Genomic DNA, 24,901 nt, shown 5'->3' with positions numbered 1-24,901 from the left:
GCCATCAATTGATCCACATCGCGGGCCCGTGCCGCCGCCGGGGGTGCCTCCGGAGCCGCGCGCTCAGCCGCGCTTGGCGGAGGCCACGACGAACGGGGTGCCCTGCTGGCAGGTGGACATCATGGTGGGGTCGGGGCGGCCGGTCACCGTCACCGACGCACCCGCGGTGAGCACGTCGCGGGGCCCGCCGAGCAGCAGGTAGCCATCGAGCAACAGACAGCCGGGCTCGACGCCGGACTCCACCCGGCCGGTCAACGTGATCTGACCGGTCGCGGGTGGCTTCGACGGGGCGCTCGGCCTGACCGTCGGCCGGGTGGTGGGTACGGTCGGGTCCACCGGCTCGGAGGGCGAGGGCGCGGGCGCGGATCCGGTCGGGTCCGGGGTGGGCAGTTCGGTCACCGGTGACGCTCCCGTCGGGGTCGGGGTGGCGGTGCCGTCCCCCGCGTCCTGGCCGGCACAGGCGGCGAGCGCCGTGCAGACGATCAGCGCGGTCGCGGCGATCCGAATGGTCCTCATACCAAGCTCTGACGCAGCGGGCGGGCGAACAGTTCCATCGGGCCTGCCTGGGGTGCTCACGGGCCTGCCTGGCGGGCTCAGTCGCGGGCCGCTGCGGCGGCCTTCATGTCGCGCTTGAGCTCCTGCGGCAGGGAGAAGGTGAGCCGCTCGTTTGCGGTCACCACCTCCTCCACGTCGGTGAAGCCGCGCTCGGCGAGGTGCGCCAGCACCTCCTGCACCAGTTCCTCCGGCACGCTGGCACCCGAGGTCAGCCCCACCGTCCGCGCGTCGGCCAACCAGGCGTCCTCGATCTCGTGGGCGAAGTCGACCAGGTGGCCGCCACGGGCACCGCCGTCCAGGGCCACCTCGACCAGGCGTACGGAGTTGGACGAGTTGCGTGAGCCGACGACGATCACCACGTCGCACTCCGACGCGATCTCCTTGATCACGTGCTGGCGATTGCTTGTGGCGTAGCAGATGTCGTCGCTGGGCGGCGACTGGAGCATCGGCAGCCGCTTCTTGAGCCGGGCGACGGTCTCCATCGTCTCGTCCACCGACAGGGTGGTCTGCGACAGCCAGACCACCTTGTTCGGGTCCCGGACGGTGATCCGGTCAGCGTCCTCCGGGCCGTCCACCAGCTGGATGTGCTCCGGTGCCTCGCCCGAGGTGCCGATGACCTCCTCGTGCCCCTCGTGGCCGATGAGCAGGATGTCGTAGTCCTCGGCGGCGAACCGCTTCGCCTCGTGGTGCACCTTCGTCACCAGCGGGCAGGTCGCGTCGATCGCCTTCAGCGACCGCTGCTTCGCCTGCTCGTAGACCTCGGGCGCCACGCCGTGCGCGGAAAAGATCACCGTGGCGCCCTCGGGCACCTCCTCGTTCTCCTCCACGAAGATCGCGCCCTGGGCCTCAAGCGTCCGCACCACGTGCTTGTTGTGCACGATCTGCTTGCGGACGTAGATGGGGGCACCGTAGAGCTTGAGCGCCTCCTCGACGGTCTGCACCGCCCGGTCCACGCCCGCGCAGTAGCCGCGGGGCTTGGCCAGGAGCACGCGCTTGCCGGTCCGGGAAGTCGTCTCAACCTCAGTCACCCCCTCATCGTACGTGCCACCCCCGCACCCGGCAGCGCCCGAGGCGACGCCCACCGCCCGTCGATCATGAAGTTGTCACCCGCGACACGCCGCACCGCGAACAACAACCTCATGATCAACGCTGCCGGGGGCGGAGACCGTAGGGTGGTCGGGTGAGTGCGGGTGAGGCAGCGGTGGGAGCTGGGGGGAAGAGCAGCTCGGATGAGCCGTGGCCGGTGCGGGTGGTCAGTCAGAAGATCGGTGCCTGGGTGGCCCGACTCGGATGGGTGTGGGTCGACGGGCAGGTGGCGCAGATCAGCCGGCGACCCGGTGCCAGCACCGTCTTCCTGACGCTGCGTGACCCGTCCGCCGACCTGAGTCTCACGGTCACCACCAACCGCGACGTGCTCGACTCCGGCGCCCCGGAGCTGCGCGAAGGTGCCCGCGTGGTGCTGCACGCCAAGCCCGAGTTCTACGCCGCCCGGGGCACGCTCAGCCTGCGCGCCGACGAGATCCGGCAGGTCGGCCTCGGTGAACTGCTCGCCCGGCTGGAGAAACTCAAGAAGCTGCTGGCCGCCGAGGGGCTGTTCGACCGGGCGCGGAAGCGCCGCCCACCGTTCCTGCCGCAGCGGATCGGGCTCATCACCGGTCGGGCCAGCGCTGCCGAGCGGGACGTGCTGACAAACGCCCGCCGACGCTGGCCGGCGGTGGAGTTCCGGACGGTCAACGTGGCCGTGCAGGGCCCGAGCGCCGTCCCCCAGATCGTGGACGCACTGAAGGTGCTGGACGCGGACCCGAGCATCGACGTGATCATCCTGGCCCGTGGCGGCGGTGGCATCGAAGACCTGCTCCCCTTCTCCGACGAGGCGTTGTGCCGGGCCGTCTTCGCCTGTCGCACGCCGGTGGTCAGTGCGATCGGCCACGAGACGGACGCACCGCTGGTCGACTACGTGGCCGACGTCCGGGCGTCGACCCCCACCGACGCGGCCAAGCGGGTGGTGCCCGACCTGGCCGAGGAGGTACGCCTGATCAAGCAGGCCCGGCACCGGCTGCATCGGGCCGTGCACAACCTCGTCGACCGGGAGTCCCACCGCATCGACGCGCTGCGCTCCCGACCGGTGCTGGCCCGACCACAGGTGATGGTCGAGCAGCGGGCCACCGAGGTGGCCGCCCTGCGTCAGCGCGCCGGCCGCTGTCTGGACCACCGCCTCGCCGCCGCTGGCGACGACCTCCGGCACACCCTGGCCCGGCTGCGCGCGCTCTCCCCGGCCGCGACCCTCGACCGCGGGTACGCCATCGTGCAACGCGCCGACGGCCACGTCGTACGGGCGGCCACCGAGGTGGCGCCCGGCGACCCGCTGCGGGTACGCCTCGCCGACGGCGAACTGTCCGCCACGGTCGACACCTGATCCGTACGCCTACGGCCCGGGCCCGGTGGGCTCGGCCCGGCGCCGCAGGGCTTCCGAGCCACCTGACACCACTCGATCCGGGCTCGGGGGGTCGCCTCGCCGGACCGCCTCCGGCGGCGTGCCCCCGGCGCGGGCGCGGTCGACGGCGGTGCGGTGATCGGGGGTGTCGGGCGGTTGTGCTGAGATGGGTGCGATGACTGACGAGAAGACCAGCGGGTCGGACGAGCGGCTCAGCTACGAGCAGGCCCGCGCCGAACTCGCGTCGGTGGTGGAGCGGCTGGAGGCCGGCGGCACCTCGCTGGAGGAGTCGCTGGCCCTGTGGGAGCGCGGCGAGGCGCTGGCGGTCATCTGCCAGCGCTGGCTCGACGGTGCCCGCGCCCGCATCGACGCCGCCCGACCTGACCCGGCCGTCTGACGCAGGCCGAGCACCCGCCGTCGGCCGACCCACCAGCGCGAACGACCCGGCCACCGCAGTGACGGAGCCAGGCCGCCCCAGCGCAACGGCCAGCCCGCGAGCCAGGCCGCTTGTGCGGCGCGGCAGGAGCCGATCGGTTCCCGCCGCGCCGCGCACGGTTCCTGACGGGCGAGGCTGAAGGTGTGCGCCGTCCGGCCACGCCCCGCGCTCAGTCGAACAGGTTGTACAGCTCCGGCGGTGCCTCGACGACCTGGTCGGCCGAGGGTTTGGTCGCCTCGGTCGCGTTGCCGTAGTCGGAGTAGGTCACCCTGATCTCCTGCCCGGCGGGCCGCCCGCCGTCGGGCAACTGGATGACCATCTCGGTCAGTCGCCCCTGGGCGTCGGTCGTCGCGGTGAACGGCACCGACTTCGCCTCCGCACCGAGGGCGGTGATCACGGCCGGGTCGAGGGCGCCGGCGTCGGCCGCCTTCGACAGGTCGAGAGTGCCGGCGTACGCCCCGTCGCCGGTGCGGCGGACTTCGGTGACGGCCTGGGTCAACGCCTCGCTGCCGGCGGGGTCGACCTTGTCGAAGTCGAAGCCGAGGCTGCGGTTGCCCTGAATCCGGCTCTGGTCGAGGTGGTGGTACTTGCCGAGGTTGAGTCGGTCCGCCCCGGGCACGCTGGTGGCCGCCTGGCCTTGGAGGTCCAGCTTCACCCAGCTGTCCGGCTTCGCGTGAATGAGGTCGAGGCTGATCGCCAGGTCGTCGGTCGACTCGCCGAGGCGTACCCGCATCTCCGCGCTCTGGCTCGGTTGGTGCACCTGCCCCTCCGCCACCGAGCCGGCGCCGGTCGTGCTGAACCTGAAGTTGCCGTTTTGGATCTCCCGGGTCGAGTCCAGCAGCGCCTGCTTCGCGTCGGTGTCGACCTCGGGTACGGCACCGGTGGCGCTGGCGGGGGCGGACGGTGTGGCGCTCGGCCCGGCGTCGCCGGTGGTGGTGCAGGCGGCGACTCCGGGCGTGAAGAGGGCGACGGCCACCAGGCCGGCGCTCAGTCGTCGAACGGTCATCGGTGTCTCCCAGCAGGGTCATCCGGTGCGTTCTCGCGCCGGAGGCTCCCCTCTTCTGTTCCCTACCGGCGGCACCCGCAATCACCCGAACCCGGCCACACCCCCGGCATCGGCGGTGAACGGTGCGCCGGAACGCGAACGGGGGTGGGCTGAGCCCACCCCCGCAGCATTGCCGCTCGGCCTACTTGAACATCTCGTAGGTCTGCTCGCTCGCCTCGATGACCTGGTCCGCCGGCGGCTTCTGCACGGCGGTCGCCGCACCGTAGTCGCCGTAGGTGACCTTGATGTCCTGGGCCTTGGTCTCGCCTGCCGCCGGGAGGGACATGACCAGCTCGCTCAGCCGGCCCTCGGCGTCCAGCTTCGCGGTGAACGGGATCGCCTTGGCCTGGTCACCAAGCGCCTTGAGCATGTCCTCGTCGGCGGCCACCGAGTCCTTCACCGTGGTGAGGTCGAAGGTGCCGCTGTAGGTGCCCTCGCCGGTCTTCTGCACCTCGGCGAGGCCCTCGAACATGCCGGCGGCGTCGGCCGGGTCGGTGCCCTCCTTGAAGATGTCGAGGTTCTTCGCGTCCTTGGCCTTGGCGGCGTCGAGGTGCTGGTACTTGTCCTTGATCGCCTCCATCCCCGGGACGCCGGCGAACAGGTCACCCAGGTCGACCTTCACCCAGGTGTCCGGCTGGATCTGAATGAGGTCGAAATCCATGGTGAAGTCTTCGTCACCCATGGTCATCGTCATCTGGGCGCTGTTGCTGGGCTTGTGGAACGTGCCCTTGCCGGTCATCGAGTCAGCCGCGATGGTGAAGGTGAAGTTGCCCTCGGCCAGCCCCTTGGTGGAGGCGACAAGCGCCGCCTTCGGGTCGGCCGGGATGCCCGACTCGGTCGAGGAGCCCGCGGAGGACGAGTCGCCGCTGGAGTTGTTGCAGGCGGCGAGGCCGGGAACGAGCAGCGTGGCGGCGATGAGGCCCACGCTCCACCGTCGAATGTTCACAGATCGTCTCTCTTCAAGCAGGAAAGCCCGACCGGCCGCAGCCGGCCAGGCATCGAACCCGGGGAGCGTAGCGGATCGGACCGACATGCAGGGGGCACCCGATGTGGCCGGCTCAGCCGCACCGAGGGTCGGCGTGCGCTGGCGTCACCGGCTCCGCGACCGGATCGAGGACGCTCAGTCCACGGCGGTGGCGAGCGTCCGCAGCTCGTTGTCCCGGGCGTCGCCGACGACGATCACCGTGCGCTCCGGTTGGAGCAGCACCAACGCCTGCTCGTTGCCGCGTGCCGTGTACCGCTGCCAGGTGCCGGACCCGAGATCGGTCTGCCCCTGCGGCCGACCCTCGTCGGTCAGCTCGGCCGGCAGCAGCCGTTCCGGCGGCACGTTGCTCTGCACCAGTTGCAGGCCCCGCCCCTCCGGGGTGACATATCCCACCCGGAGGATCGCCCCGTCCTCGGCCGTGCGGTAGGCCGCGCGCACGGCCCGCCACCCGTCGCCAAGCTCGACCGGTTCGCTCACCGGAAACGCGCCCGCCGTTTTCGCCTGTTCGAAGGCGGGCGCCGGGTCGACCGTGTTCGGCTGGTCCCCGCCGAGGAAGCCCCGGTAGAAGGCGAGCAGCAGGGCGATCGGGATCAGCAGCACCAGCAGCGAGATGGCCATGTCCCGCGGCGACCGCTCGGACTTCGCGGCGGCGGCGGGCGGCGGCACGGGCTCGTCGGCGGGTGCGCGGTCGGCAGGCTGTGCAGGTTCCACCGGACCATTCTCGCAGCAGCCCGACCGGCGGTATCCGTGCCATCACCGCCCCGACCCGGCTGCGCGTCCGCCATCGTGTGAGGATCAGGAACGAAGCCGGCAGCGCCGGCCCGCCCCGCACCGCCGCGAGGAGGAGCCGTTTACATGACCACCATCAGGACGCGAATTCCACAGAATCTCGACCGCAACCTCGCCCTCGATCTGGTCAGGGTCACCGAGGCGGCGGCGATGGCCGCCGGCCGGTGGGTCGGCCGGGGTGACAAGGAGGGCGGCGACGGGGCCGCCGTCGACGCGATGCGCAAGTTGATCAACTCGATCCCGATGAAGGGCATCGTGGTGATCGGCGAGGGCGAGAAGGACAACGCCCCAATGCTGTTCAACGGCGAGGAGGTCGGCGACGGCGACGGTCCCGAGGTGGACGTCGCGGTGGATCCGATCGACGGCACCACCCTGATGAGCAAGGGGATGCCGAACGCCCTCGCGGTGCTGGCGGTGGCCGAACGGGGCGCGATGTTCGACCCGAGCGCGGTCTTCTACATGGAGAAGCTCGCCGTCGGCCCAGCGTACGCGGACGTGGTGGACATCGAGGCCGGCACGGTCGAAAACCTGCGGCGCATCGCCAAGACCAAGGGCACCAGCGTCTCCGAGGTCACCGTCTGTGTGCTCGACCGGTCCCGGCACGACGGCCTGGTCGACGAGATCCGCCGCGCCGGGGCCGGCATCCGTTTCATCTCCGACGGCGACATCGCCGGTGCGATCGCCGCCGCCCGCGGCGAGTCGGACGTCGACGTGCTGATGGGCATCGGCGGCACCCCGGAGGGGATCACCGCCGCCTGCGCGCTGAAGTGCATGGGCGGAATGATGCAGGCCAGGCTCTGGCCACGGGACGACGCCGAGCGCGAGAAGGCGGTCGCGGCCGGCCACGACCTGGACCGGGTGCTCACCACCGACGACCTGGTCACCGGCGACAACTGCTTCTTCGTGGCCACCGGGATCACCTCCGGTGACCTGCTGCGCGGAGTGCGGTACCGGGCCGGCGGGGCGTACACCCAGTCGATCGTGATGCGCTCCAAGAGCGGCACCATCCGGGTGATCGACTCGTACCACCGGTTGGAAAAGCTGGCGCTGTACTCGGCGGTGGACTTCGACGGCCGGCCGCTGGACGAACAGGCTTGAGCGCCCCGACGGCGACCCGGCCGGCGGTGTCGGCGGGTCGCCGGTTCGGCGCGGTGGCGCTGGCCACCCTCGCCGGGGTCGCCGTGGCGACCCAGTCGCGGATCAACGGTGAGTTGGGCGTACGCCTCGGCGACGGGCTCACCGCCGCGGTCATCTCGTTCGGTTCGGGCCTGCTGCTGCTGTTGGTGCTGGTCCCCGCCACCGGTGCCGGGCGACGCGGGCTCACCACGTTGCGTACCGCCCTGCGCCGGGGCACGCTTCGGCCCTGGCAGTGCCTCGGCGGCGCCTGCGGTGCGTTCCTGGTGTTCACTCAGGGCGCCACCGTCGGCCCCCTGGGAGTCGCGGTGTTCACGGTGGCGGTCGTGGCCGGCCAGTCCGCCAGCAGCCTGCTCGTCGACCGGGCGGGGATCGGCCCGAGCGGCCGGCGACCGGTGACCGGCGCCCGGCTGGCCGGTGCGGCGCTGACCGTGGTCGCGGTGCTGTTGGCGGTCAGCGACCGGTTCCGCGAGCCGGCGACTCTCGGGCTGGCCGTGCTACCGCTGCTGGCCGGGGTGGCGGTGGCCTGGCAGCAGGCGGTGAACGGATGGGTCCGGGTGGTCACCGAGAGCACGCTGACCGCCACGCTTGTCAACTTCGCCGCCGGTACGGCGGTGCTGCTGGTCGCGTTTGTCGTCAGCCTCGCGCTGCGGGGTCGGCCTCCGGGCGGGCTGCCCGCCGATCTCTGGCTCTACCTCGGCGGGCCGATCGGCGTCATGTTCATCGCGGTGGCCGCTGCGGTGGTCCGCCTCACCGGCGTGTTGCTGCTCGGCCTGGCCACCGTCGCCGGTCAGGTGGTCGGTGCGGTGCTGTTGGACGTGCTGATGCCGTCCGCCGCCTCGCACCCGGACCCGACCACCCTGCTCGGTTCCGTCCTGACCCTGGTCGCCGTGGCGGTCGCCGCGCTAGGCGGACGCGTCAGGGCATGGTCATCGGCGACTCGGAGCGGTACGGCCCGTCGAGGTCGGTCCGACGACGACGGAAGATGATCGCCGCCACGATGCCGCCGAGCAGCCCGAACAGGTGCCCCTGCCAGGAGATCCGTTCGTCGGTGGGCAGGACGCCGACCAGTTGGCCGCCGTAGAGGAGACCGACCAGCAGGAACACGGCGAAGTTCCACCAGCTCCGCTCGAAGATGCCCCGGGTGAGCAGGATGCCGAGGTACCCGAAGATCACCCCGCTGGCGCCGACCACGATCGTGTTGGACGAGCCGGTGAACCACACGCCGAGCCCGCTGACCAGGACGATCACCAGCGTGGACCAGAGGAAGCGCCGGCCACCCGCCGCCAGCACGAACGTGCCGAGGAGGATCAGCGGGATGCTGTTGCTGTAGAGGTGGTCGAAGCCATGGTGCAGGAACGGCGAGAAGAAGATGCCGTCCAGCCCGTCGATGCGCTGCGGGATGATCCCGGCGGCGGAGTCGAAGCCGGCGCCGAGCCAGACGTCGAGGCCCTCGATCAGGAAGAGCACCGGAACCACCGCGCACATGGCGACGAAGGCCCGTCCGATGGACGCGTAGAAGGCCACGGTGCCAAACCGGTGGGGATCGCCGTTCCCGGGGAGCAGGGTCACCCGTCAACAGCTATCAGTAAACGCCGGCAGCCGCCACTTTTCCGGGCACGAGACGCACAGCGGCGGGGTGCGGTCGGTTGTCCGCGCCCCGCCGCTGTCGTTCAGCTCAGTAGTAGCCCTTGGCCTGCGAGTGGTTCCACGCTGCGCAGGGGGTGCTGTAGCGGCCCTTGATGTAGCCGAGCCCCCACTTGATCTGGGTGACCGGGTTGGTCTCCCAGTCGGCACCGACCGAGGACATCTTGTTCCCCGGGTACGCCTGCGGGATGCCGTACGCCCCGGAGGACGGGTTGCGGGCCTTGTGGTTCCAGCCGCTCTCCTTGTTCCAGAGCCTGTCCAGACAGGGGAACTGGTCGATCTTGAAGCCCGCGTCGATCATGAGGGCGCAGCCGACCTTCCGGTTGCCGCTGTATTCCTCGCAGGATTCGGGGATCGGGCCGTCGTACGGCTTCGCGGCCCGGGCCGCGGCCTCCTTGGCTGCCTTCTCCTCGGCCTTCTTGCGGGCCGCTTCCTCGGCCTTGCGGGCCTTCTCGGCAGCGGCCTTGGCCTGCTTCCGCACCTCGGTGGCCTGCTGCCGGGCGGTGCGGACCTGGCGGGAGACCGTCTCCTTCTGCCGGTACTCGACGTTGACGTCGATCTCGCTGACGCTGCCGGCCACCTGAGCGCCGGGGCCTGAGCGCTGCGACTGGCGGTCCTCACTGAGGTAGAAACCGCCGGCTACGCCCACCGAGAGCAGCGCGACGGCTGCGGTGCGGGCGGCGAACCGGCTCCACGGCCGACTCACGAAGTGATCCCTTCGTCGGGTTCAGGGACGCGGCGTGCCGCGACCGCACTGCGGTCGTAGCGCGCCACGGGCGCCCGTGGCCGGCATGCCGGCCACCGTGGACGCACCGCGTCGCCTCCCGGTGTCGTCCGCTCCGGTGTCGGAGTGACGAACGATCACCAACGATGCGCCGGGTGCGTGGGCGCCCGTGGGACACCATCGCGCACAGTGAGGCTGATGGGAAACGGGCAACCTCAATTGTGATGTGGGTCACTCAAAATATCGCCGCAACACGCCCAAAACGGCCGTCAGGTCGGGACATCCTCCAACAGGTCCGTCACCATCGCGGCGATCGGAGACCGCTCCGAACGGCTGAGCGTCACGTGCGCGAAGAGCTGATGACCCTTCAACGCCTCGATCACTGCGGTGACACCGTCGTGCCGTCCGACCCGCAGATTGTCCCGCTGAGCCACGTCGTGGGTCAGTACCACCCGGGAGCCCTGACCGATCCGGGAGAGCACGGTCAGCAGCACTCCGCGCTCCAGCGACTGCGCCTCGTCGACGATGACGAAGGCGTCGTGCAGGCTGCGGCCCCGGATGTGGGTCAGCGGCAGCACCTCCAGCAGACCGCGCGAGGTGACCTCCTCCAGCACGTTCTCGTGCACCACCGCGCCGAGGGTGTCGAAGACCGCCTGTGCCCAGGGCGACATCTTCTCCGACTCCGAGCCGGGCAGGTAGCCCAGCTCCTGCCCGCCGACGGCGTACAGCGGACGGAAGACGATCACCTTCTTGTGCCGGCGACGCTCCATCACCGCCTCCAGCCCCGCGCAGAGCGCCAGGGCGGACTTGCCGGTGCCGGCCCGGCCACCGAGCGAGACGATGCCGATCGACTCGTCGAGCAACAGGTCGAGTGCGACCCGCTGCTCGGCCGAGCGCCCGTGCACACCGAACGCCTCCCGGTCGCCCCGAACCAGCCGCATGGTCTTGTCCGGCAGCACCCGGCCGAGTGCCGAGCCCCGGGATGAGTGCAGCACCAGTCCGGTGTGGCAGGGCAGACCGGCCGCCGCGTCCACGTCGATGACCTCTCCCGCGTAGAGCCGGGCGATCTCGTCCTCGGCGAGGTCCAGCTCGGCCATCCCGGTCCAGGTCGGGTCGCTGGCCTGGCCGTGCCGGTACTCGTCCGCGCACAGCCCCACGGAGGCGGCCTTGACCCGCAACGGCATGTCCTTGCTGACCAGGGTCACCTCCCGCCCTTCGGCGGCGAGGTTCAGCGCGACGGAGAGGATCCGAGCGTCGTTGGACTCGTTGCGGAAGCCCGGCGGCAGCACCCCGTCATCGGTGTGGTTCAGCTCCACGCGCAGCGTGCCGCCGACATCGTTGGCCGGCACCGGCCGGTCGAGCCGGCCGTGGCGCACCCGCAGTTCGTCCAGCATGCGCAGCGACTGGCGGGCGAACCAGCCCAGTTCCGGGTGATGCCGCTTGCCCTCCAGCTCGGAGATCACCACCAGCGGAAGCACCACCTCGTGCTCGGCGAAGCGGTGGAACGCCGCCGGGTCGCTGAGCAGTACCGAGGTGTCCAGAACGAAGGACTGGCCCGCTGGTCGGGGCTCCCTGGGGTCGGCCGAACCGGCGGCCGCCGTACGGCGGCTCCGGGTGCTGCGGCGGGTCGTGGTAGTCGCGGCCGGGCCCTGGTCGGCACCGGCGGTCGTACGGCGAGTCGTCACAGGCCTGCTCCGGCGGATGGGCACCCGGCCACCCGCGGTCCGCCTCCTCCGGATGCCCGGCTGACACGGGGTCGGATGCGGGCCCCGTGCGCGAGGTCGCAGGCCGGGCGGGCCGGCTGGCTCGGGACAACCCCGCGCCATGCCTAGACGCTAGCTCCCCGCACCCGTCCCGGCTAGTGGTCGTTCATGAACGCCCTGCCGGCCGGGCGAGAAGTTCCGTAACCTGCGCGGACCACGGAATGAACCGGCCGGGATGCATGCCCCCTGCGCGCATCCCGGCCGGTGGGACCACCGCCACCGGTCTGACGTGGCCCCGGCGGCGCCACCCGCGAGGGGGTGCGCCGCGCCTGTGGACGGGCCGGAGCCCGTCGACCGGTTCAGCCGGTCCGTCGGACGAGAGTGCCGGTCGGGTGCCGCCCGGTGACCGAGGCGGCCGGCTCCGCGAAGGACGAACCGGTGTACGTGGTGCCGGGGCGAGCTGAGACAGCCTTCTCGATCTCCCCCGGTGGACCGTCGGCGCGCAGGGCTGGAGCTGGTGCGCACGCGCCGCGCGGCTGGAGCGGGTTCACGGTGGCCGAGACCCGAGTGGGAGGTGACGAGGGTGCCGTGACGGCGAGGGCGGAGGCGATGGCCGCCTGAGCCTCCCGACGACGCCGGTTCCATGCCCCACGGTCCCCGTCGAAGTAGCCCTGCCGGTAGCCGAAGCGGTAACCGATCCGGTAGCTGAGCTGCCCGTGCAGCCGCCCTGCGGCGTAGCTCGTGGCAGCGAGTACGAGCACCAGGAAGATCGCCAGGAACGGGCTCATCCGGCGGCTCCGGTGCGCCGCGCGGCCCTCATCGTTCCTCCGGTTCGACAGTGGTGGGGTCGGCGACCAACAGTCGGTCGAGGTCGTCGGTGCCGATTTCCTCCACCAGTTCCACGCTGATCCGGCAGCCGTCCATGACCACCTCGGCCATCGAGGAGCGGCGGATCTCGCCGCCGGCGTCGTAGACCCGCACGCTCAGTTCCGGGCAGCCGAGATGGGTCCGCCAGGCGTTCCACTCGGCCCGGTCACCAACGCTGAGCGACAGGTAGCGGCAGCCGCGGGCGAGGTAGAGGCGCCACGGCGCACTCAGCCCGGCGGCGACCCCCTCGGCCACCAGGCTGAACGCCTGAGCACGGGTTGCGAGTTCGGTCACCGCGTCCCCCTCGCACCGGGCGCGTGACGCAGGTGAGCACTGATCGTCTCATGCACGTGACACACCGTAGGTTGTCCCATGAACGTGACAGTATCAGCTTTTCGTTCGTTTGCCTCCGCACCTACGTACATCTATCCTGCCCAGGTGACACCCCTCAGAAAGAGTGTCGGACCCCCTTCCGGCCACACCGCAATGGCGTCACGCAAGCGTGACAGACGCGTGGCAGGCGCCGTCACCCAGGCTCAACGGTCGTACGGTCACGAGGTGACCGAGACGGCCAACGCGCGGAAGATCGCCTTCGCCACCTTCGTCCGGCGCGCCCTCGACGAGGCCCGCGCGACCCGGGCGTGGAGCGGCACCGAGGTCTCCCGGCGTACCGGCGTCTCGCGGCAGACCATCAACCGGTGGGTACGCGGCGACTGGGCCAGCGACCCGGAAGCCGAGCGGGTGGTGGCCTTCTGCGAGGGCCTCGGGCTCGACCCGGCCGTGGCCTTCGCGGCGCTGGGCTGGGACCGGACGGCCTCCCGCCGAACCGCGCCGGCACCACCACCGATGGACCCCGACGTCGAGGCACTGCTCCGCCGACTGGTCGACCCCGACGTCTCGGACGCGGAGAAGTTCCACATCCGAGAAACCATTCGTTACCTCGCATATCGCCCGACGCTGCCGCTCGGTGTCCGAAAACGAGGCGACGCAGCCAGCTAGTTCTCAGATGGCGAAAGAACGGCAGGTCAGCCTCATTCGTTTCGCTACGGGGCGGGATCGGGCGCGCTAGCGTCCGTATTCGTACTGCTTGGGCTCGTCGTCGGCGGGGGGACGGGACAAGGCCGAACCCAGCCCTGCGGGACAGAAAGGGGTCTCTCCATGACCCTGAAATGGTTGGCTGTCGTGGTCGCGACGGTCTCGGTGACGCTGTGCATCACCGGCAACGCGGTGACCCTGACCCTTAACGGCGGGCAGCTACCGCTGCTCGTCAACCTCTTCGCGCTCGCCACCGCGGGCACCGCGATCGTCCTGGCCGTCGTCGCCGAACTGCACGACCGGCTCAACGACCGGCTCACCGCGCTCACCGAGTTCCTGGTGGAGCGGCTGCGGGAGATCGAGGCACACACCGGCGACCGGAACTCCGGCTTCGTGGAGGGCTACCTGCTGAGCCACGGCCAGGAGGCGGCGGTGGTGCCGTTCGGACGCCGGGGACGTGGGGCCGCCGAACGCTGAATCACACCTGTCGCCCACACCGGATTCACGTCAGGGATTGACCGGTCGAACCCGGGGTACGCTGTCGCGCGTGCCGCCGTTGAATCTGGGCAACCAGCAGCCGAAGACCCCGCTGAACGCCGACCAGGCCTGGCGGGCAACCGCCGACCGGGCGGCCGAGACCGTCCTCTTCTTCGACTTCGACGGCACCCTCGCGCCGGTCGCCGACGATCCGACACAGGTACAGCCCGCGCCGAAGGTGCTGGCCGCCATCGAGACACTCGCACCGATCGTGCGGCGCATCGCGATCGTCTCGGCCCGGCCGGTGGAGTTCCTGCGCGAACACTTCGGTGGGCTCAGCGGCGTCGACCTGTACGGCCTCTACGGCCTGGAACACAGCCATTCCGGCGGCGCCACGGTCACCGAGCCGGCCGCACTGCCGTGGGTGCCCACGATGGCCGAACTCGCCGAACGTGGCCGCGACGAACTGCCACCCGGCACCCTCGTGGAGTACAAACGGCTGTCGGTGGCCCTGCACTGGCGTACCGCCCCGCAACTCGCCGCCACCGTCGAGCAGTGGGGCCGGGATCAGGCCGAGCGCCTCGGCCTACGGGTGCAGGTCGGACGGATGGTCCTGGAGATCAAGCCGCCGGTCGACCGGGACAAGGGCATGGTCATCGACGAACTGGTCCAGGGGGTGCGCGCGGCCTGGTACTTCGGCGACGACGTCTCCGACATCAAGGCCTTCGCCGCGCTACGGGCCCGCGCCACAGCCGACCCGGATTTCCTCGGTGTCTGCGTCGCCGTCGCCAACCCGGAGACCGGCGACGAGGTCGCCGAGGCCGCCGACCTCACCATCGACTCCCCGGCCGACCTGGGCGACTTCCTCACCGAGGCCACCCACCGTCTCGCCTGAGCGACCGACTCCCGTCCCGCGCCGCGCCGGGTCTCAGACCCCGTAGCGGCGCTGGCGGGTGGCGTACGAACGCAACGCGCGAAGGAAGTCGACGCGGCGGAAATCGGGCCAGTTCAGCTCACAGAAGTAGAACTCCGAGTGCGCCGACTGCCAGAGCATGAAGCCGGAGAGGCGCTGTTCGCCGCTGGTCCGGATGATCAAATCCGGATCCGGCAGGCCCCTGGTGTACAGGTGCTCGGAGATGTCGTCGACGTCGAGCGACCCGGCCAGTTCCTCAAGCGTGCCGCCGTTCGCCGCGTGCTCCAACAGCAACGAGCGCACCGCGTCGGCGATCTCCCGCCGCCCGCCGTACCCGACGGCGATGTTGACCTGAGCGCTGCCGGCGCGTTCCCGGGTCCGCTCCTCCGCGGCCTTGAGCGCCGTCGCGAGGCGCGTCGGCAGCACGTCGAGCGCGCCGACCATCCGCAGCCGCCAGGGATTGCCCTCCTCGGCCAGCTCGGTGGTGAGGTCCTCGATGATCTGGAGCAACGGATCCAGCTCCGCCGCCGGGCGCGTGAGGTTGTCGGTGGAGAGCAGCCACAGGGTCACGTGCCCCACGCCGGCGGCGTCACACCAACGCAGCAGTTCCTTTATCCGCTCGGCACCCATCCGGTGCCCGTCGTTCGGATCGACGAAGCCCATCTCCCGGGCCCATCTGCGGTTGCCGTCACACATCACACCCACGTGGCGAGGCACCGGCCGACCCGCGAGCTTGGCCGTGAGCCGCCGCTCGTAAACGGAGTAGAGAAGTTTCCGCAGACTCATCACCTAGCAGGGTAGCGAGCCGCCGTACGGATCAGTGTGCCGGTGGCCGATGCCGCACCGACAGGCCGAGGGCGATCAGGCCGAGCGTACGCCCGTCCAGCAGACCATCGCCCAGTCCCAGCTCGGTCACCCTGCCGAAGACCCGTCCGTCACGGCCGGCCGCCCGCACCGCCGCGTCCACCACCCACCGGCGTCGGGCCAGCCAGGCCGCCGCCGAACTGTGCCGCAGGTGGGTGCCGAGCCGGCGGCGCAGGGCGGTCCCGTACCGCCGCGCCGCGTGCTCCGGAGCACCGACCGCGGCGTACCCGGCCAGCGCCCCGGAACGCAGCGCGTAGAAGATCCCCTCGCCGGTCAGCGGATTTATCAGCGAGAGCGCGTCACCGGCGAGCACCACCCGGCCCCGTCCCGGCACCGGCCGGAACGTGGACAGCGGCAGATGATGGGCGCGCAGCGAGCTGACCGTCGCCGGATCCGTGCCCGGCAGCAGCGCGGCCAGCCGGTCGAGCAGGTGCCCGCGGGTCAGGGACTCGCCCCGCAGCACCTCCCCGTACCCGACGTTCGCTCGGCCGTCACCGATCGGAAACGACCAGGCGTACGCCGGCCAGCGGGCGGCCGAGGTGACGATGAGCTGCGTGGGCGGGCCGGGCGGCGCGGGCGCGTACCCCCGGATGGCCAACGCCAGGTGACGGTCCGGATTGCCCGGCTCACCCAACGCCCGACGCACGACGGACCCGGCGCCGTCGGCACCCACCACCACCCCGGCGGAGATCTCCCCGTCCAGCACGACCCGGTCGGCGCGAACCTCGACCCGGCGCACCGCCCGCCGGCCCAGCGGCACACCGCCCCCGACGGCCGCCGCCACCAGCCGCGCGTCGAACACCTGCCGCGGCACGGTGTACGCGGGTCTGGGCAACGCCCGCGCCACGGCACCACCGTCCGTCGCCACCAGTCGCAGCGCCGGCACCGGCGCGAAACCGGCCACCGCGTCGCGCACACCCAGTTCGGCGAGTACGTCTAACGCATGCGCGGCGATACCGTCACCGCAGGCCTTGTCCCGGGGAAACTCGGCCCGGTCCAACAGCAACACCTCGGCACCCGCCTGGCGGGCCGCCAGGGCGGCGGCCGCCCCCGCCGGCCCCGCCCCGACCACCACCACGTCGAACTCATCGCGCACAGCCCTCTCCTCCCGCTCCACCCCACCATCGACCCGAGGCGATCACCGGCCCCCGCTGCTCTGCTTCACCCGACGCACTGCGATCGTCCCGGATCCTGTGCGCCAGGTGAAGCAGAACAAGCGGCCGGTCCGGCTGCACCTGACACGCTCAAGATCCGGACAACTTCCCCGATGTTGCTGTCTCGGGCTCGGAGCTCGGCTGAGGCAGCAACATCCTCGAAGTTGCCCGGATCTTGGGTTCTGCACGGGCGGCAGGGGCCAGCGGGCGCGGGGGTGGGGGCGCGGGGGGCTGTTAGGTGGGGGGTGGGGTGGGGCGGGCAGCGCGGCGGATGCCGTAGACGGTGAGCACGGCGGCGACGATCAAGGGTGCGCCGTCGCGGATCAGACCGTCGAGGCCGAGCAGCCACCAGCACAACGGAAGGTCGACGGCGAGCACGGCGACCGTGACCACGATGAGCAGGGTGCCCGCCCAACTCCGGCCGCGTAGGAGGAACGCCGTGCAGAACAGCACCAGGTAGCTGGTCGCGATGCCGGCACCCAGCCAGAGCAGCACGGCGGACACGGCGAGCAACCGCCCGTCCAGGATCGCGGCGGTGGCGACCAGGGCCGGCACCAGCATCAGGGGGCTGTAGGTGAACGCCGCGACCCGACTGGTCAGCAGCCAGGCGCTCGCCTCCGGTCGGCGCGGTGGCGTTTCCCGCCAGGAGATGCCGGAGCGGTCGATCACCAGTCGGGGCCGGTGCCGCACCAGGTGCCCGGCGAGCGCCGACGACCTGTACAACAGCCAGACCACTGTCGCGCAGAGCGCGGTGAGCAGGGCGAAGCCGAGCAGGCCAGGCAACGGTGGTACGCCCTGACGGGGCACGATCAGCCGACCGACCGCGAAGACCGTGGTGACGGCGAGGATCAGGCCGAACGGGCGGGCCACCGTCCGGCCGCGGCGCACATGCCCGATGAGCAGCAGGAAGCCGAACGAACGCAGCATCGCCCAGCCGGTGCGTACGGCGAGTCCGAAGCCCTGCTCCGGCGCGTACCACCAGTTGAGCACCTCGACCACGACGGTGGCCGCGGCCGTCACCGCCAACAGTGCGGTAAGCGTCCGGACGGCGGACGGCCGCCGGACCTCGGTCTCGGCGGCCGTCCTCATGGGATCCGATGATGCCCGGATCCGTCGTCGATCACACCCCCCGCTGCGGTTGCTCCGCGTCGAGTCGGGCCCGCAGCGCGTCCAGCTCGGCCCAGAGGACACCGGGCAGCTTGTCGCCGAACTTCTCGAACCACTCGGTGACCAGCGGCAGCTCGTCCCGCCACTCGTCCGGGTCCACCTTCAGCGCGATCCGGACGTCCTCGGGCGTCATGTCCAGCCCCTCGACGTCCAGGGAGTCCAGGGTCGGCACCATGCCGATCGGGGTCTCCACGGCGTCCGCCCGGCCCTCGATCCGCTCGATGATCCACTTGAGTACCCGCGAGTTCTCGCCGAAGCCCGGCCAGAGGAAACCACCCTCCGGGTCCTTGCGGAACCAGTTGACGTAGTAGACCTTGGGCAACTTCGACTCGTCGCCGTCGGCGCCCTTACCCATCTCGATCCAGTGCCGGAAGTAGTCGCCACCGTGGTAACCGATGAACGGCAGCATCGCCATCGGGTCGCGACGGACCACACCGACCGCGCCGGAGGCGGCGGCCGTGGTCTCCGAGGAGAGCGTGGCACCCATGTAGACGCCATGCACCCAGTCCCGGGCCTCGGTGACCAGCGGCACGGTGTCGCGACGCCGGCCACCGAACAGGATCGCGTCGATCGGTACGCCGTTGGGGTCGTAGTAGTCCTCGGCCAGGATCGGGCACTGGGTGATCGGAGTGCAGAACCGGCTGTTCGCGTGCGAGGAGAGGTTCTCGCTCTCCGGCGTCCAGTCGTTGCCCTTCCAGTCGATCAGGTGGGCCGGCGGTTCGCCCATGCCCTCCCACCAGATGTCACCGTCGTCGGTGAGGGCGACGTTTGTGAAGATGGAGTTGCCCCGGTCCAACGTACGCATGGCGTTGGCGTTGGTCTTCCAGTCGGTGCCCGGGGCGACGCCGAACAGGCCGTACTCCGGGTTGATCGCGTAGAGCCGTCCGTCCGGGCCGAACCGCATCCAGGCGATGTCGTCGCCGATCGTCTCGACCTTCCAACCGGGGATGGTCGGCTCCAGCATGGCCAGGTTGGTCTTGCCGCAGGCCGACGGGAAGGCACCGGCGATGTGGTAGACCCGTCCCTCCGGCGAGGTGATCTTCAGGATCAGCATGTGTTCGGCGAGCCAGCCCTCGTCACGGCCCATCACGCTGGCGATACGCAGCGAGTAGCACTTCTTGCCGAGCAGCGAGTTGCCGCCGTACCCGGAGCCGTAGGACCAGATCTCGCGGGTCTCCGGGAAGTGGGAGATGTACTTGGTTTCGTTGCACGGCCAGACCACGTCCTGCTGGCCGGGGGCCAGCGGCGCGCCGATCGAGTGCAGGGCGTGCACGAAGTCGGCGTCGTCGCCCATGGCCTGTAGGACGGCGGCGCCCATTCGGGTCATGATCCGCATCGAGGCGACCACGTACGGGCTGTCGGTGATCTCGACGCCGAACATGGGGTTCTCGGCCTCGACCGGGCCCATGCAGAACGGGATGACGTACATCGTCCGGCCGCGCATCGAGCCGCGGTAGAGCTCCGTCATGGTCCGCTTCATCTCGGCCGGCGCCATCCAGTTGTTTGTGGGCCCGGCGTCGGCTTCGTCCACGGAACAGATGAAGGTGCGCTCCTCGACCCGGGCGACGTCCGTCGGGTCGGTACGCGCGTAGAAGGAGTTGGGCTTCTTCTCGGGGTTCAGTCGGATGAGCGTGCCCGCTTCCACCAGCTCATCGGTGAGGCGACGCCATTCCTGGTCGGACCCATCCACCCAGACGACCTGGTCAGGGGTGGTCAGTTCAGCGACCTCACGGACCCAGGCGAGGAGTTTCGGGTGGGACGTAGGGGCCTGATCGATACCCCGAACGGTGGCCGGAGCAACCATGACACATCTCCTTGTGGTCGACGCTGACCGGTCTATGGAGTGCACGAGTCTCGGCGCCGCGATGCACGTCGCCTTCGTGGAAACCTGGGATTGGCCTCAGCGTAAACCGAGGGACCTCTCCAGTCAGTGGGACTGGTTGTGAAGAACTGCACAAGGTGCGGTCACGCTGCGGCATCACGAGCCTTTACCCGCTTTCACGCGCAGTTTCACGCAAATCCTTCGGCGGACCTCCTGCTGGCGCCACCCACGCCAAGACGGCGTCGGGGGTTTTGCGACCGGGAGTACCGAAGCGGAAAACAACACCCGATTGCACGGATCCGGTTACGCTCCGTTCGTGCCCGTCCGTGCCGCCGCACCGGTGCACCCTGGTGCCCGTTGCTACCCGCTCCCGAGGCCGCCAACCGGTACGCTCGCACGGTGGCCGCCACGATGACCGGGGAGCCAGGCTCCCGGCAGACCCGCCCGGGTCTTGTTCGATCCTTGATCGACCGTTTTGGTCACCTCGTCCGGGAGATGAGCAAGTTCGCGACCGTCGGCGGGGTCGCCTTCCTCATCGACTTCACCCTGTTCAACTACCTGATCGGTCCGCAGGGCGTGGAGCAGATCACCGCGAAGACGATCGCGACGGTCATCGCCGCGACCTTCGCTTTCCTGGGCAACCGGTTCTGGACCTGGCGGCACCGCAAGCGCTCCCACCCGGCCCGGGAGTACGCCTTGTTCTTCTTCTTCAACGCGGTGGGGCTGGGCATCGCGGTGGCCTGCCTCGCCATCAGCCACTACGGGCTCGGCAGCATCTGGCCGTCCGTCTTCCAGACCCGTCTGGCTGACAACGTCGCCAGCTTCATCGTGGGCACCGGGTTTGGCACGCTGTTCCGATTCTGGTCGTACCGACGGTTCGTCTTCGTCGAAGCGGGAACGCCACCCGTCGCGGAAGCGAACCAGGACCGCCGGGCGTGACCTGCCGCCCACTCGTTCGGTCGGAGCCAGCCGACCCCGACCCACTGTCTTAAGGTGTTGCGCATGCCTCTCGTCCGTCTGCTGCCTGAGCGCTGGCAGAAGTTCATCCACGAGGCACTCAAATTCGGCCTGGTCGGTGGCATCAACACGGTCATCAATTACGCCGTGTTCAACGCGCTCGCACTCACGGTTTTCGTCGACGGTCAACTGAAGGCGACAGTCGTCGCCACCATCGTCGCCACCATCACGTCGTATCTGATGAATCGGCACTGGACGTACCGTGATCGCCCGAAATCCGCGATGCAGCGGGAATACGCCCTGTTTTTCCTTTTCAACGGAGCCGGGCTGCTGATCGAACTCGGTGTGCTCGCCGCGGCCAAGTACGGACTGGGCGTGACCGGGCTGCTCGCGCTGAACATCGCAAAGACCGGCGGCGTGGTGCTGGCGACCCTGTTCCGCTTCTGGTCGTACCGGACGTTCGTCTTCCAGCCCGCCGCGCCGGTCGAGGCGACGCAGCGGTGGCACGGCCTGCCCCGCGACGAGTGGGACACGATGGCCGGCATGGACCCGGTGGCCGAGCTCGCCGAGTCCGTGACGGAACTGGAGGAGGAGCAACCACCCACCCGGCCCGGCGTGACCCCCCGCCCGCTCCAGCCGAGATCCGCGTCGCTGCCCGACGAGGCCCGACTGCTGCCCGACGAGGCCCCACTGACGGCGGCGTTGGACGCCGAACTGGAGGCCGAGTTGGCCGCCCAGTTGCAGCCTGCCCCGGCCCCCCGCCGTCCCCGCCGCCGCTGACCGGTCGCCCGTACGGGCAGGCGGTGCCGGACCAGCCCCGGCGGTTACGCTCCGGCGCTCTTGTCGCGCTCGCCGAGAATCTCGCGTAGTTCACCGTCACCGAGCGAGTGCCGGTCGTGGAACGCCTCCACGAGTTCGTAGAGCTTCGTCTGGACCCGGTCGACCTTGGGCACGTCGTGCAGCACGGACTGCCCACGCTCACCGGCGGACTCGATGGTGAGGGTGCCGTAGCCCAGCACCCGACCGGCGAACTGCTGGCTCATCGAGTGGTCGTTGACCCGGCTCAACGGGATGTCCCGGCGCTCCCGGGAGAACACGCCGTGCTGAAGCAGCACCCGCTCGTTGGTGAAGAGGTAGTGCGTGGTGCGCCAGGAGACGTACGGCCACACCGCGAGCACCATCACGGCCAGCAGGGCCAGCCCGCCGATCACTGCGAGCGTCACGGAACCGCCCCCGCCCGAGGGCAGGAACAGCACGCCGACCACCACTGCGGCGATGGCGAGCACCAGCACCGCCACCGGCCGGATCAGCGCCTTCCAGTGCGGATGCAGGTGCAGCACGACGTGCTCATCCTCGGTGAGCACGTCTTCGGGGAACGCCACGGAAACCTCCTCGCAGGAACGGACGCGCAGACCGTAACCCCCCACCGCCACCGCCCCACATCCGCCACGCGGCTCGATACCCCCCACCCGACCCCAGCGCCAGCCCCCGCCTCCGCCCCCACCTCCGCGATCTTGCACTTACGGTCGCCGTAGTGCCCCTTTTACACCTATTTGATCCGACCAGAAGTGCAAGATCGCGGGGGCAAGGGGGCGGGGACGGGGGGCGGGGGCGGGGGTGGGGGTGGGCGGGTTGGGGGTCGGTCAGCGGAGGTGGCGGATGTCGGCGGCGGCGAGGGGGCGCTGGCCGGTGGGGGTGGTGAGGAGGAGTTGGCCGTGGGGGTCGATGGTGGTGGCGGCGCCGGTGAGGGTGGTGCCGTCGGGGAGCAGGGCGCTCACCTCACGGCCGATGGTGCCGCAGGCCGCCAGGTACGCCTCGCGCAGACCACTGGCCACCGCGTCCCCACCGGCGTCCCGCCACCGCGCGTACCAGTCGGCGACCGAGCGGAGCAGGGCCCGCAACAGCGGATCCCGGTCGGTTGCCGCCGCGCCGGCCAGTTGCAGTGAGGTGGCCGGCAGATTGGTCGGCAGCTCGGGCAGTTCGTCGGCGCGCAGCGTCACGTTCAGCCCGATGCCGAGGACGACCGCGGGCGGGTCACTCAGCCCCGGCCCGGGCACGCCCTCGGCGAGAATCCCGGCGCACTTGGCGCCCCCGATGAGCAGGTCGTTCGGCCACTTCAGGGTGGCGTTCAGCTCGGCCAGCAGCGCCACCGCCTCGACCAGTGCCACACCGGCCAGCAACGGCAGCCAGCCGTACCCCGCCGGTGGTGCCGGCGACCAGCCACGCGCCGGCACAGCCTCGCCGGGCCGCAACAGCACGCTGGTGGCGATGCCGGCACGCGGCGGCGACTGCCAGACCCGCCCGCGTCTGCCTCGGCCGGCGGTCTGCCGTTCGGCCACCACGACCAGGCCCTCCGGCTCCCCGGCCCGCGCCGCCTCGGCGACGTCGGCGTTGGTGGACCCGGTCTCCGTCCGCAAGTCCAGCCGGGACCACGGACCGTACGGCGCAACCAACGCCCGACGCAGCCGGGCCGCCGACAGCGGCGGGCGGTCCAGATCGGTGTACGGAGAACCCGGCACGTCACCAGCCTACGGGTAGCCCGATGAGGCGAAGTGCACAGCAGCGGCGACCTGAACCATCGTTATATTCCCAGGGTGACTACCGAGACCGGGACCAACATCCACAGCACCGCGGGCAAGCTGGCGGACCTGGCACGAAGGGTCGACGAGGCGGTGCACGCCGGGTCGGCCCGCGCCGTGGAGAAGCAGCACGCGCGCGGCAAGAAGACCGCCCGGGAGCGCATCGAGATGCTGCTCGACGAGGGGTCGTTCGTCGAGCTGGACGAGTTCGCCCGGCACCGGTCCACCAACTTCGGGCTGGACCGGACCCGCCCCTACGGCGACGGGGTGATCACCGGTTACGGCACCATCGACGGCCGGCAGGTCTGCGTCTTCGCCCAGGACTTCACGGTCTTCGGCGGCTCCCTCGGCGAGGTCTTCGGCGAGAAGATGGTCAAGGTGATGGACCTGGCCATGAAGATCGGCTGCCCGGTCATCGGCATCAACGACTCCGGCGGCGCCCGGATCCAAGAAGGTGTCGCCTCGCTCGGCCTCTACGGCGAGATCTTCTTCCGCAACGTCCGCGCCAGCGGTGTCATCCCGCAGGTCTCACTCATCATGGGCCCGTGCGCCGGTGGTGCGGTCTACTCCCCCGCGGTCACCGACTTCACCGTGATGGTCGACCAGACCTCGCACATGTTCATCACCGGACCGGACGTCATCAAGACCGTCACCGGCGAGGACGTCGGCATGGAGGAGCTGGGCGGCGCCCGTACCCACAACAGCCGCAGCGGCAACGCGCACTACCTGGCCACCGACGAGGCCGACGCGATCGACTACGTCAAGGCGCTGCTGTCCCACCTGCCCTCGAACAACCTGGACGAGCCGCCGGTCTTCGACGCGCCGGCGGACCTGGAGATCAGCGGCGCGGATCGGGAACTGGACACACTGATCCCCGACTCGGCCAACCAGCCGTACGACATGCATCGGGTGATCGAGCACGTGCTCGACGACGGGGAGTTCCTGGAGGTTCAGCCGCTCTACGCGCAGAACATGGTGGTCGGCTTCGGTCGGGTCGAGGGCCGCCCGGTCGGCGTCGTGGCCAACCAGCCGATGCACTTCGCCGGCACTCTGGACATCGCGGCCAGCGAGAAGGCGGCCCGCTTCGTCCGCACCTGCGACGCCTTCAACATCCCGGTACTCACCTTCGTGGACGTTCCCGGGTTCCTGCCCGGCACCGGCCAGGAGTGGGACGGCATCATCCGCCGGGGCGCGAAGCTCATCTACGCGTACGCCGAGGCCACCGTCCCGAAGGTCACAGTCATCACCCGCAAGGCGTACGGCGGGGCGTACGACGTGATGGGCTCCAAGCACCTGGGGGCCGACCTCAACTTCGCCTGGCCGACCGCCCAGATCGCGGTGATGGGCGCGCAGGGGGCGGTGAACATCCTCTACCGGCAGGAGCTGGCCACCGCCGAGGATCCGGCCGCCGTCCGTGCCGAGCGGATCGCCGAGTACGAGGACACCCTCGCCAACCCGTACGTGGCCGCCGAACGCGGCTACGTCGACGCGGTGATCCCGCCGCACGAGACCCGTACCCAGATCGTCCGGGCGCTGCGGGTGCTGCGTACCAAGCGGGAGACCCTGCCACCCAAGAAGCACGGCAACATCCCGCTCTAAGGGCCACAATCGGAG

The 24,901-nt window shown here is 70.5% G+C and carries 26 protein-coding genes; 10 read left to right on the top strand and 16 right to left on the bottom strand.

Annotated features, from left to right (window positions below):
• Positions 1-63: 63 nt before the first annotated feature.
• Positions 64-516, bottom strand: a complete 453-nt coding sequence (locus ACFY2A_RS10175) for a hypothetical protein (protein WP_363921608.1) — start codon at positions 514-516, stop codon at positions 64-66.
• A gap of 77 nt (positions 517-593) precedes the next feature.
• Positions 594-1,583: a 4-hydroxy-3-methylbut-2-enyl diphosphate reductase gene (locus tag ACFY2A_RS10170; RefSeq protein ID WP_363921606.1), complete on the bottom strand. Its 990-nt coding sequence runs from the start codon at positions 1,581-1,583 to the stop codon at positions 594-596.
• Between the two features lie 152 nt (positions 1,584-1,735).
• Here ACFY2A_RS10170 and xseA point away from each other — a divergent pair, with 152 nt between their 5' ends.
• Both xseA and ACFY2A_RS10160 read left to right on the top strand, forming a co-directional pair.
• Positions 1,736-2,971: an exodeoxyribonuclease VII large subunit gene (xseA, locus tag ACFY2A_RS10165; protein WP_387170420.1), complete on the top strand. Its 1,236-nt coding sequence runs from the start codon at positions 1,736-1,738 to the stop codon at positions 2,969-2,971.
• A 184-nt stretch (positions 2,972-3,155) separates the two neighbouring features.
• Positions 3,156-3,386: an exodeoxyribonuclease VII small subunit gene (locus ACFY2A_RS10160; protein WP_387170418.1), complete on the top strand. Its 231-nt coding sequence runs from the start codon at positions 3,156-3,158 to the stop codon at positions 3,384-3,386.
• Between the two features lie 208 nt (positions 3,387-3,594).
• On the opposite strand, the gene ACFY2A_RS10155 is transcribed toward ACFY2A_RS10160, so the two are convergent.
• The 3 genes from ACFY2A_RS10155 to ACFY2A_RS10145 all read right to left on the bottom strand — a co-directional run bounded on the left by ACFY2A_RS10155 (position 3,595) and on the right by ACFY2A_RS10145 (position 6,166).
• Positions 3,595-4,431, bottom strand: coding sequence for a hypothetical protein (locus tag ACFY2A_RS10155; RefSeq protein WP_387170416.1), 837 nt, complete (start codon positions 4,429-4,431; stop codon positions 3,595-3,597).
• A gap of 181 nt (positions 4,432-4,612) precedes the next feature.
• On the bottom strand, positions 4,613-5,395 hold the full coding sequence (locus tag ACFY2A_RS10150; RefSeq protein WP_387170414.1) for a hypothetical protein: 783 nt from the start codon (positions 5,393-5,395) through the stop codon (positions 4,613-4,615).
• Between the two features lie 195 nt (positions 5,396-5,590).
• Positions 5,591-6,166: a DUF4245 domain-containing protein gene (locus ACFY2A_RS10145; protein WP_387170412.1), complete on the bottom strand. Its 576-nt coding sequence runs from the start codon at positions 6,164-6,166 to the stop codon at positions 5,591-5,593.
• A gap of 144 nt (positions 6,167-6,310) precedes the next feature.
• On the opposite strand from ACFY2A_RS10145, the gene glpX reads away from it, so the two are divergent.
• Together glpX and ACFY2A_RS10135 are read left to right on the top strand one after the other, a co-directional pair.
• Complete coding sequence (glpX, locus tag ACFY2A_RS10140) at positions 6,311-7,342, top strand: class II fructose-bisphosphatase (protein ID WP_387170410.1); 1,032 nt, start codon at positions 6,311-6,313, stop codon at positions 7,340-7,342.
• Positions 7,339-8,367 (top strand): DMT family transporter, encoded by a 1,029-nt coding sequence (locus tag ACFY2A_RS10135; protein ID WP_387170408.1) that lies wholly within the window; start codon positions 7,339-7,341, stop codon positions 8,365-8,367. Before glpX ends, ACFY2A_RS10135 begins: the two co-directional genes overlap by 4 nt.
• On the opposite strand, the gene ACFY2A_RS10130 is transcribed toward ACFY2A_RS10135, so the two are convergent.
• From ACFY2A_RS10130 to ACFY2A_RS10110, 5 genes are all read right to left on the bottom strand, one after another.
• Positions 8,297-8,950: a rhomboid family intramembrane serine protease gene (locus ACFY2A_RS10130; protein WP_363921592.1), complete on the bottom strand. Its 654-nt coding sequence runs from the start codon at positions 8,948-8,950 to the stop codon at positions 8,297-8,299. The genes ACFY2A_RS10135 and ACFY2A_RS10130 overlap by 71 nt on opposite strands.
• Before the next feature lie 106 nt (positions 8,951-9,056).
• Positions 9,057-9,731, bottom strand: coding sequence for a lytic transglycosylase domain-containing protein (locus ACFY2A_RS10125; protein ID WP_387170405.1), 675 nt, complete (start codon positions 9,729-9,731; stop codon positions 9,057-9,059).
• Between the two features lie 287 nt (positions 9,732-10,018).
• Positions 10,019-11,434: a PhoH family protein gene (locus tag ACFY2A_RS10120; RefSeq protein ID WP_387170403.1), complete on the bottom strand. Its 1,416-nt coding sequence runs from the start codon at positions 11,432-11,434 to the stop codon at positions 10,019-10,021.
• Positions 11,435-11,811: 377 nt separating this feature from the next.
• Complete coding sequence (locus tag ACFY2A_RS10115; RefSeq protein WP_387170401.1) at positions 11,812-12,240, bottom strand: hypothetical protein; 429 nt, start codon at positions 12,238-12,240, stop codon at positions 11,812-11,814.
• Between the two features lie 28 nt (positions 12,241-12,268).
• Positions 12,269-12,613, bottom strand: coding sequence for a hypothetical protein (locus ACFY2A_RS10110; protein WP_093406661.1), 345 nt, complete (start codon positions 12,611-12,613; stop codon positions 12,269-12,271).
• A 264-nt stretch (positions 12,614-12,877) separates the two neighbouring features.
• Here ACFY2A_RS10110 and ACFY2A_RS10105 point away from each other — a divergent pair, with 264 nt between their 5' ends.
• The 3 genes from ACFY2A_RS10105 (at position 12,878) to otsB (ending at position 14,726) form a co-directional block, all read left to right on the top strand.
• Positions 12,878-13,318 carry a helix-turn-helix transcriptional regulator gene (locus tag ACFY2A_RS10105; protein ID WP_363921583.1) on the top strand — a complete coding sequence of 147 codons (441 nt, stop codon included), beginning with the start codon at positions 12,878-12,880 and terminating at the stop codon, positions 13,316-13,318.
• Between the two features lie 159 nt (positions 13,319-13,477).
• Positions 13,478-13,831 (top strand): hypothetical protein, encoded by a 354-nt coding sequence (locus tag ACFY2A_RS10100; RefSeq protein WP_164446118.1) that lies wholly within the window; start codon positions 13,478-13,480, stop codon positions 13,829-13,831.
• A gap of 70 nt (positions 13,832-13,901) precedes the next feature.
• On the top strand, positions 13,902-14,726 hold the full coding sequence (gene otsB, locus ACFY2A_RS10095; RefSeq protein WP_387170398.1) for a trehalose-phosphatase: 825 nt from the start codon (positions 13,902-13,904) through the stop codon (positions 14,724-14,726).
• 33 nt (positions 14,727-14,759) lie between these two features.
• On the opposite strand, the gene ACFY2A_RS10090 is transcribed toward otsB, so the two are convergent.
• From ACFY2A_RS10090 to ACFY2A_RS10075, 4 genes are all read right to left on the bottom strand, one after another.
• Entirely contained in the window at positions 14,760-15,530 is a 771-nt protein-coding gene (locus ACFY2A_RS10090; protein WP_363921578.1) for an isoprenyl transferase, read from the bottom strand.
• Between the two features lie 31 nt (positions 15,531-15,561).
• Positions 15,562-16,704 carry an NAD(P)/FAD-dependent oxidoreductase gene (locus ACFY2A_RS10085; RefSeq protein ID WP_387170396.1) on the bottom strand — a complete coding sequence of 381 codons (1,143 nt, stop codon included), beginning with the start codon at positions 16,702-16,704 and terminating at the stop codon, positions 15,562-15,564.
• 292 nt (positions 16,705-16,996) lie between these two features.
• Entirely contained in the window at positions 16,997-17,851 is an 855-nt protein-coding gene (locus ACFY2A_RS10080) for a hypothetical protein (RefSeq protein ID WP_387170394.1), read from the bottom strand.
• Between the two features lie 31 nt (positions 17,852-17,882).
• Positions 17,883-19,733: a phosphoenolpyruvate carboxykinase (GTP) gene (locus tag ACFY2A_RS10075; protein ID WP_387170392.1), complete on the bottom strand. Its 1,851-nt coding sequence runs from the start codon at positions 19,731-19,733 to the stop codon at positions 17,883-17,885.
• Positions 19,734-19,871: 138 nt separating this feature from the next.
• Between ACFY2A_RS10075 and ACFY2A_RS10070 the strand changes: the two genes are divergently transcribed.
• Positions 19,872-20,690, top strand: coding sequence for a GtrA family protein (locus tag ACFY2A_RS10070; protein ID WP_387170722.1), 819 nt, complete (start codon positions 19,872-19,874; stop codon positions 20,688-20,690).
• Between the two features lie 63 nt (positions 20,691-20,753).
• A complete protein-coding gene (locus ACFY2A_RS10065; RefSeq protein ID WP_387170390.1) occupies positions 20,754-21,488 on the top strand; it encodes a GtrA family protein in 735 nt (244 codons plus the stop codon).
• A gap of 44 nt (positions 21,489-21,532) precedes the next feature.
• Here ACFY2A_RS10065 and ACFY2A_RS10060 read toward each other — a convergent pair whose 3' ends face one another.
• Entirely contained in the window at positions 21,533-22,090 is a 558-nt protein-coding gene (locus ACFY2A_RS10060; protein WP_363921568.1) for a PH domain-containing protein, read from the bottom strand.
• A gap of 261 nt (positions 22,091-22,351) precedes the next feature.
• Positions 22,352-23,227, bottom strand: coding sequence for a biotin--[acetyl-CoA-carboxylase] ligase (locus ACFY2A_RS10055; RefSeq protein ID WP_387170387.1), 876 nt, complete (start codon positions 23,225-23,227; stop codon positions 22,352-22,354).
• A gap of 75 nt (positions 23,228-23,302) precedes the next feature.
• Here ACFY2A_RS10055 and ACFY2A_RS10050 point away from each other — a divergent pair, with 75 nt between their 5' ends.
• Entirely contained in the window at positions 23,303-24,886 is a 1,584-nt protein-coding gene (locus tag ACFY2A_RS10050) for an acyl-CoA carboxylase subunit beta (RefSeq protein WP_387170385.1), read from the top strand.
• Positions 24,887-24,901 lie beyond the last annotated feature (15 nt).

It is taken from the genome of Micromonospora sp. NPDC000442, assembly GCF_042898635.1.
Lineage (GTDB): Bacteria > Actinomycetota > Actinomycetes > Mycobacteriales > Micromonosporaceae > Micromonospora.
The sequence above is the reverse complement of the archived record's forward strand: the minus strand, read 5'-3'. Positions and strand labels throughout refer to the sequence as shown.

Coding starts and splice junctions, on each gene's coding strand:
- ACFY2A_RS10175 (WP_363921608.1), bottom strand. CDS start 516: ATGAGGACCATTCGGATCGCCGCGACCGCGCTGATCGTCTGCACGGCG.
- ACFY2A_RS10160 (WP_387170418.1), top strand. CDS start 3,156: ATGGGTGCGATGACTGACGAGAAGACCAGCGGGTCGGACGAGCGGCTC.
- ACFY2A_RS10155 (WP_387170416.1), bottom strand. CDS start 4,431: ATGACCGTTCGACGACTGAGCGCCGGCCTGGTGGCCGTCGCCCTCTTC.
- glpX (WP_387170410.1), top strand. CDS start 6,311: ATGACCACCATCAGGACGCGAATTCCACAGAATCTCGACCGCAACCTC.
- ACFY2A_RS10115 (WP_387170401.1), bottom strand. CDS start 12,240: ATGAGCCCGTTCCTGGCGATCTTCCTGGTGCTCGTACTCGCTGCCACG.
- ACFY2A_RS10100 (WP_164446118.1), top strand. CDS start 13,478: ATGACCCTGAAATGGTTGGCTGTCGTGGTCGCGACGGTCTCGGTGACG.
- ACFY2A_RS10090 (WP_363921578.1), bottom strand. CDS start 15,530: ATGAGTCTGCGGAAACTTCTCTACTCCGTTTACGAGCGGCGGCTCACG.
- ACFY2A_RS10080 (WP_387170394.1), bottom strand. CDS start 17,851: ATGAGGACGGCCGCCGAGACCGAGGTCCGGCGGCCGTCCGCCGTCCGG.
- ACFY2A_RS10075 (WP_387170392.1), bottom strand. CDS start 19,733: ATGGTTGCTCCGGCCACCGTTCGGGGTATCGATCAGGCCCCTACGTCC.
- ACFY2A_RS10065 (WP_387170390.1), top strand. CDS start 20,754: ATGCCTCTCGTCCGTCTGCTGCCTGAGCGCTGGCAGAAGTTCATCCAC.